Here is a 7,666-nt window from a genome sequence, read left to right as displayed (position 1 = left end):
CGCTGCCGTCGGCTCGCCAAGGACTGGGAGTGCCTGAACCGGTCAGGCCTGTGCTTCCTGCGCTGGGCCTCCGTCCGCCTCATGCTGCGAAGGCTCTGCCAAACCAGAACATGATCCCGGATGGACTCTAATCGGGCGAAGATGCTCGTCGATTCAAATGACTAGAGCGGTTGCCGTGAGCCATGGCAAACGAAAACCGCTCTAAAGCACAGACATCAGCGTCCCGCTCGCTCCTTAAGCGCAACGTGGAATTTCCGAGTTAAAGAAGTCATAGACCTCGCATATAATTTCAATAAGCGACCTAATGATTCGATTCCAAGTCGCATCGTCTTTTTCAACGGTTTGATGGATGGGACGAAAGTGTACGATTGCATTCCTTAGCTCATATATTGTGGCCGTCAATTTTGAAGAAATTCGATCTAGCGTCGGCGGATCACCATTTGAATCCGGCTCAATGATCACGCCCCAATCAATCATGGCTTGGCGAAGCAGTGCTTCACTACATTTGGCTACAAGGCTTTTCAATGCTTCATCTTCTCGCGGCCTCCATGATAAATGTGTCTCCAATAAAACAGCTATCCTTGTTTCTGGAGAGATAGGATTTTGAAAATACGGAACTAAATTTTTCACCCTTGGTATGAAATAAAGCCTTTCCAAGCAACGATAGAGATCCAGATAGAGCGAATGCCAAAAGATCGATAGGATGCCTTGAAGCACATTGCGATAAGGTATCTGAGAGTTGCCAGCCTCGAAAAGAGATCTCAAAGCCTGAAGAGTTGTGTCTTCAAGTGGTAGTACCCACCGGAATGTTGATTGGCAAAGAAAACTGCCAATTATTCGATTTAGATCAGCGCTAAATACGTGTGCAGTGTTCACTTCGTACGAAGTAACGGGTGGATAAAGGAAGGAAATCAACCCATGGTTGTATCCATCATACCCTGAAACACCTTGGTAGTAAGAGCCGATTGCTTCAACGATTGATGCGCCCGGAGCAACAGGATCAAGATTCATCTTCGAAATAGAAATCAAAAATAAGCCACCCGTAATCTCCTCTGCTTGAAAAACATCACTTTCATCCTCCAGGGCGGGAATATCTGAAATCAAAAATCTCCGAATATTCTGATGTTCAACCAAAAGTGCCCGAATCCTTCTCGTCAAAAACAAAGACTGAACAATTTTGGCCTTCGCAAGCAGTTCTGCGTCATCAAGATTATTTGTATTCACCCACCTCGGTCTGTCTTTATTCGGTACAGGAAAGCCGGACTCTTCGGCAATCGTGGACAATCTATCAAAAATATCACGATTCATGGCTTTTCGGTTCCGTGCCAAATCACGCTCTCCAGCAGGGCTCCATACTCGGCACACGAAACTTTTCTTCGAGCAACACACGGAAAGCCTTCTCGAAATACGCGCGCTCATGTCGGCCGTACTTACCCTGACGTCTGACGAGCTTCTCATTCAGAATACCAAAACAGAGGAAATCTTCTAAGGCGTCCGCATTGGCTCGTTGAACGCGTAAAATAAAATCGTTACAGCTAGACACAATGTTTTCAAAGGTGATTCGCGTTAGCGAGTCGTCTTTATCCATGCCCGGTCGCCCAAAAAGCTCGATGGCGATTGCAACTATAAATCCAATTCGCGCTGGCTGACTGTCAAAAAGATTTCTCCCCTTGACGAAGCGCCTTGGCATATCGTCATCTGAGTGTTCACTCGACTCAACATCTTCTTCTTCGGCTTTGTATTTAGAAAATGCACGATCCATATCTACCAGGAGCTGCAGTACCTTATAAAAATATTCATTATACTGACGCCTAGAAATCGCTTCGACGATATCGAGTCGCGAGAACTCATCGGCCAGCGCTTCTTGTGTGTCGACTTCAGTTCGCCGCAATCCGAATGCAATAAAGGTTTCAACGAGGTCATCGGCCCTGAACTCCCCACCTTTCGTGCGTCGTCCAGGGTTTTGTATGGTAATTAGTTTTTCGAGATTCACCCGGTGTTGTATTTCTGTGATGAGGGGAGCGTATACAACTTGAAGTTGGCGCTTAAGGTTCCAGGGTATCTGTCCGGTATTCAGGATGAGCATCCTGTAGATGAGGCTATCAGTATTTCTTGCGATCCAGCATTCTACGCGAATTTTGTGCTGTCCGGTCGTCGGTTCCTCATCGAAGGCTCGGCGAAGGGCAGTAGTTCGCTGCATTCCGTCAATGATAGAAGCCTCCTGCGACATCGCGGAAAGCACCAATGCTTCTATGTCACATGGTAGTGAGGAGTACAATTTTGAAAAGAAATCTTCGCTAACAACTAGGCCCAAAACAAGTGGAGGAAGGACTGTTCCTCTTTTGATGTCTTCTACCATCCGGTCTCGGATACGCTTGCCTGTTGTCGTCTTAAGTGCATCTCTTTGAAACTGCAGCGATCCCTTATTCTGATAGGCGCTGTCGACTAAAGCCAAATAACTTGCTACGCTTTGCGTCGTCATCAAGGAGAAGCATTGAACACGATTGTCGAAGAGCATAGCCTCCGAAAACGGTCTCGCCGACTCGGACATGAGTTCACACGCTCCCATCATTCATTTTTCGTAGGCGAAGAGAAAGGTATCCGATTGAATGAGGATATGCTAGCCGCCAACGGTATGGCCTTTATGCACTCACCTTCCTCCGGTTCCATACGCCTGGGCAAAGGCGCCCAAGCGAACGTCGCGCTTTGGTTTAGGTTTGGTCTGTAGACCCTCATGGTCACTGATCGGGTTTCTCACCTGAGAATGCAATAAATTCAATTTTGTCTCGTGAGCGGGGCTTTGTCTTGTCCGACTTGGGTAAGAATAGACTAACTCATGTCACTGCATATGCACTTGGTCTTTCCTCCACAATCCGCCCACCCATTTCCTTCGGGCATTGCGCTCCTCCGCCCGCTATGATCGAATTTGCTTACCTTCGAGGGTTCGGAAGGACTTTAAGGCTTTGGTGCGCCGATCTGAAGGGGCAGCGCCCCTCGAAGCTACGTCTCCATCCCCGCCTTGCCACGCCGCGCTTGCTTTCGTAGCTGCGAAAGCCCATATGACGGCCGCCGGGGCAGTCATGCCGCGGCGGTGCCCGGCCGCGTGAGCGGCCCGCGACGCGGCCCCGGGGCGATTCCCGAAGGGCCCCGCGGTTAAAAGCCGAACTGCCGGCGCACGCGAGAGCTTCCCACCGGACCGGCCCAGCCACGCGGGGTCTCCACCTGAAACCCGCGGCGCACCCCCCAAGCGGGCGCGTCCGGCGCCGCGCGACCGGAAATATCCTCACCCGTGACCCAATTCTCCGATCTCGGCCTCGCCGCGCCCCTGCTGCGCGCGCTCGACGATGCCGGGTACTCCACCCCCACGCCGATCCAGGCCCAGGCGATCCCCATCGTGCTCGAGGGGCGGGACCTGCTGGGCATCGCCCAGACCGGCACCGGCAAGACCGCCGCCTTCTCCCTGCCCATCCTGCACCGGCTGAACGAGAAGGGCGGCCGCCCGCCGCGCGGCGGCTGCCGCACCCTGGTGCTGTCGCCGACGCGCGAGCTCTGCTCGCAGATCGCCGACAATGTCCGCGCCTATGGCGCGCATCTCGGCCTCTCGGTCGCGGTGGTGTTCGGCGGCGTGCCGCATGGCCCGCAGCGCCGCGCCCTGTCGCAGGGCATCGACATCCTGGTCGCCACGCCGGGCCGGCTGCAGGACCACCTGGATGCCGGCGTCGCCCGGCTCGACCGCGTCGAGGTCCTGGTGCTGGATGAGGCCGACCAAATGCTGGACAAGGGCTTCCTGCCCGCCATCCGGCGCCTGGTGAAGGCCGTCCCCGCCCAGCGGCAGACCCTGTTCTTCTCGGCCACCATGCCGACCGAGATCGGCCGCCTGGCGGCCGAGATGCTGCGCGACCCCGCGCGGGTCGAGGTGGCGCCGGTGGCGACCACCGCCGAGCGGGTGGCGCAGCGCGTCATCCACCTGGAGCAGGGCAACAAGCGCCGCATCCTGGCCGACCTGCTGCGGGCCGAGGGCGTCGGGCGGACCCTGGTCTTCTCCCGCACCAAGCATGGCGCCGACCGGGTGGTGAAGCAGCTGGCGGCGGATGGCCTGCCGGCCAACGCCATTCATGGCAACAAGAGCCAGGGGCAGCGGGAACGCGCCCTGGCCGAGTTCAAGGACGGCACCGCGCCGATCCTGGTGGCGACCGACATCGCCGCCCGCGGCATCGATGTCGACAACGTCACCCATGTCGTCCAGTACGACCTGCCGGAGGTGCCGGAGACCTATGTCCACCGCATCGGCCGCACCGCCCGCGCGGGCGCGAGCGGCGAGGCGGTGGCGCTGGTCTCCTTCGAGGATCTGGACAAGCTCTGGGCGATCGAGAAGCTGATCCGCCAGGCGATCCCGGCCGAGGACCAGCGGGAGGACCGCACGAAGTCGCTGGCCAAGCCCGGCCTGCTGCAGCGCGCGCCGCAAGGGGCGAAGCCGAAGCAGAGCCAGGGGCATCGGGGCCAGGGTGGCCGCGGCCAGCCCGGCGCGCATGGCGGGCAGCGCAGCGGCCAGGGCGCGCCGCGCCAGGGGCAGGGGCATGGGCAGGGCGGCAAGCCGGCCCAGGGCGGCCGGCCCCAGGGGCATGGCGCCGGGCATGGCGCCGGGCAGGGTGCCGGCCATCCCAAGCCGCAGCAGCCGGGTGGTGAGGGCACCCGCCGCCGCGCCGCCGCCCCGGGCGGCGAGGGTGTGCGGCGCGACCGCGACGCCTTCCGCAACGGCGATTTCCGCGACAACGCCCCGGCCTTCCTGACCCGCGGGCGCTGAGCGGCCGCCCGGAGCCCGGCCGCCGCGCCGGCTCCCTCCGGGCACGGCGGAGCCGGCTTCGCCGCGACAGGGTCTGTGGCATCCTCCCCGGCAATGACCAGGCCGGGGAGGCTTCGCCCATGACCATCATCGCCCGCCGGGCCGCGCTCGGCCTGCCGCTCGCTCTCGCTGCCGGTGGCGCCGCGGCGCAGACCGGCGCCTGGCCGGACCGGCCCATCCGCCTCGTCGCGCCCTATCCGCCGGGCGGGCAGACCGACCTCGTGTCCCGCTGGCTGGCGGAGCAGTTGCGCCCCGTGCTGCCGCAGCCGGTGATCGTGGAGAACCGGCCCGGCGCCCAGGGGATGATCGGCACCCAGGCCGCGCTGGCGGCGCCGGCGGACGGGCACACGGTGCTCTACGTCAATGCCTCGCTGACGCTGATCAACCCGGTGATCCATGCCAGCCCGGGCTACGAGACGATGCGGGACATGGCGCCGGTGGTGCAGTTCGGCACCGCCGCGCTGGTGCTGACGGTGCGGCCGGACCGCGGCATCCGCACGCTGGCCGACCTGCTGGCGGAAGCGCGGCGGCGTCCCGGCGAGCTGAGCTATGCGAGCTTCGGCATCGGCTCCGCCAGCCATCTCTACGGCGCGATGCTGGAGCAGGTGGCGGATGTGCGGATGAGCCATGTGCCCTATCGCGGCAGCGCGCCGGCGGTGCTGGACGTGGTGGCGGGCAACGCCTTCCTGTCCATCAACGACGAGGCGGTGAGCGTGCCGCAGATCCGCGACGGCCGGCTGCTGCCGCTGGCGGTCACCGGCCCGACGCGCATCGACACGCTGCCGGAGGTGCCGACCTTCGTGGAACTCGGCTATCGCGGCGGGCTGGAGCTGCTGGGCTTCAACGGCCTGGTGACGCGCGCCGGCACGCCGGCGCCGGTGCTGGAGCGCTTCGCGCAGGCGGTGCTGGGCGTGATCCGCCCGCCGGAGGGACGGGCGAAGCTGCGCGAGTTGGGGCTGGTGCCGACCGCGCTCGGCCCGGCGGAATTCGCGGCGCAGATGCGGGCGGATGCGCCGGTCTGGGCCGCCGCGGCGCGGGCGAGCGGGGCGCGGGTGGAGTAGGGCGCGCCGTCACGGGCGAAGGGTGGCGGCGTCGATCTCGCGCCCGCGCCAATGGATCGTGAGGCCCCGCCTTCCGGCGAGGGGCGCGAGGTCGCTGACCTGGGTGTTGTCGAGCCGGAGGGTTTGCAGGCTGGCTAGTTTGGCGAGGGGCGCGAGGTCGCTGACCTGGGTGTTGCCGAGCGTGAGGGTTTGCAGGCTGGCGAGCCCGGCGAGGGGCGCGAGGTCGCTGACCTGGGTATTGTCGAGCCAGAGGGTTTGCAGGCTGGCGAGCCCGGCGAGGGGCGCGAGGTCGCTGACCTGGGTGCGGCCGATCCAGAGGGTTCGCAGGCTGGCGAGCCCGGCGAGGGGCGCCAGGTCGTCCAGCTTGGAGTGATCGAAGTCCAACACCTCGATGAACGGCACCCAGGCCTCGGGCGGGCGCGCGCCGGCCAGGATCATGCCTTCGACAATCTCCTGCAGGTCCGGCGGCGGCTCGGCGGGCCGTGGCTGTACGGGCAGCGTCGTGCCCGGCACCTCCGGCAAGTCACCCTCGCGCCGGGCGCGGTTCGCCGCGAACACATGGCGGATGGCCGCCCGCAGGTCCGCCGGCGCCTCCGCCAGCAGGGCGCCCGCCGCCTCCTCCGCCCGCGCGAGCGCGCCGCCCAGATGCTGCACCAGCGCCGAGCGCGTGGCGTAGTCCGAGGCGACGGCGCCCGACAGGAAGGCCGCCGTCACCGCCGCCGCCCGCGTGACCAGGGCGCGGGCATTGGCCAGGCCGCGATAGCCCGCCTTCTCGCCCTGCATCCCCGGCAGGTCGGCCGTGTCCAGCGGCAGGGCGGCGCGGGCCGCATCCTCGGCCGAGATCGCCCCTTCCGCCCGCGCCGCCTCCAGCACCTGCCGTGCCAGGGGCAGCGTCGCCCGCACCGGCTCGAACAATTCCGGCCGGGCCAGGAAATCCCGCCGCCCCGAATCCCATTGCAGCGCGCTGGGGAAGCTGCGCAGCCAGGGCGCCGCCACCGCCAGGCAATCCGCCAGCGCGCGGCGGATATCGGGGTCCAGCGCCGGGTCGAGGGCCGCCGGATCGGCCGCCAGCGCATCGTCCAGCGTGACGAAACCGCCCATGCTGACGATGTTGTCGTAGAGGTCCACCAGCACGTCCGGCAGCTCGGCCGTCGGCACCTCCGCCGCGGCCAGCGCCCGCCGCGCGGCGCGCGCCAGCCCCTTCCAGGCGCGCTGGTTGTCCAGCCGCTGGCCGATCGCCTCCACCAGATCCTGCAGCCGCTCCACCACGCCGCGGTGGCGCCTGGCCACCGCCGGATCGGCCGAAGCCGCCGCATCCGTCTCGGCGCCGGGCGCGATGGCCAGCCGGTCGCCATCCTCCACCCAGGTGACGGCATCGGGCTCAGGCGGCTCGGCCGCGATCCGCGCCGCCGCCTCGCCCATCCGGGGCCGCTCCCAGGCGGCGCGCAGCGCGATGCGGGCCTCGCCGCCATCCGCGCGCAGCGGGCCGAACAGCAGGCGGAGGATCGGCTCGATCTCCGCCGGCAGCGCGTGTCCCCGGCGCCAATTGGCGACGCTGCGGTCGGAGACGCCGGTGGTCGTGCCGCGGCCCGGCATGGCGCGGGCGAAGGCGGCGTTGCTCCAGGGTTCGCGGTGGTCGGGGTCGGGCCGCGTCCCGGCGCGGAGATGCCCGTCGAACAGCGCGGCGAATTCCGCGCGCCGCGGGTCAGGCGCCGGGTTGCGGGCCATTGCGGGCGGTTGCGGGGGAGGTTGCGGGCGAAGG

The 7,666-nt window shown here is 64.4% G+C and carries 5 protein-coding genes and 1 pseudogene; 3 read left to right on the top strand and 3 right to left on the bottom strand.

Features of this window, described 5'->3' with window-relative positions:
• Positions 1–114 (top strand): annotated as a pseudogene (locus tag E2C05_RS13745) (IS5/IS1182 family transposase); the annotation flags it as partial.
• 120 nt (positions 115–234) lie between these two features.
• On the opposite strand, the gene E2C05_RS13740 reads toward E2C05_RS13745, so the two are convergent.
• Together E2C05_RS13740 and E2C05_RS13735 are read right to left on the bottom strand one after the other, a co-directional pair.
• Entirely contained in the window at positions 235–1,308 is a 1,074-nt protein-coding gene (locus tag E2C05_RS13740; protein ID WP_133220213.1) for a hypothetical protein, read from the bottom strand.
• A gap of 22 nt (positions 1,309–1,330) precedes the next feature.
• Complete coding sequence (locus E2C05_RS13735; RefSeq protein WP_133220212.1) at positions 1,331–2,518, bottom strand: hypothetical protein; 1,188 nt, start codon at positions 2,516–2,518, stop codon at positions 1,331–1,333.
• 771 nt (positions 2,519–3,289) lie between these two features.
• Here E2C05_RS13735 and E2C05_RS13730 point away from each other — a divergent pair.
• Both E2C05_RS13730 and E2C05_RS13725 read left to right on the top strand, forming a co-directional pair.
• Entirely contained in the window at positions 3,290–4,804 is a 1,515-nt protein-coding gene (locus tag E2C05_RS13730) for a DEAD/DEAH box helicase (RefSeq protein WP_133220211.1), read from the top strand.
• A gap of 119 nt (positions 4,805–4,923) precedes the next feature.
• Positions 4,924–5,904 (top strand): tripartite tricarboxylate transporter substrate binding protein, encoded by a 981-nt coding sequence (locus E2C05_RS13725; RefSeq protein WP_133220210.1) that lies wholly within the window; start codon positions 4,924–4,926, stop codon positions 5,902–5,904.
• Positions 5,905–5,913: 9 nt separating this feature from the next.
• On the opposite strand, the gene E2C05_RS35140 is transcribed toward E2C05_RS13725, so the two are convergent.
• Complete coding sequence (locus E2C05_RS35140) at positions 5,914–7,632, bottom strand: leucine-rich repeat domain-containing protein (protein WP_133220209.1); 1,719 nt, start codon at positions 7,630–7,632, stop codon at positions 5,914–5,916.
• Between the last annotated feature and the right edge of the window lie 34 nt (positions 7,633–7,666).

The sequence above is a fragment of the Paracraurococcus ruber genome, from assembly GCF_004353985.1.
Taxonomy (GTDB): Bacteria; Pseudomonadota; Alphaproteobacteria; order Acetobacterales; family Acetobacteraceae; genus Paracraurococcus; species Paracraurococcus ruber.
The sequence above is the reverse complement of the archived record's forward strand: the minus strand, read 5'-3'. Positions and strand labels throughout refer to the sequence as shown.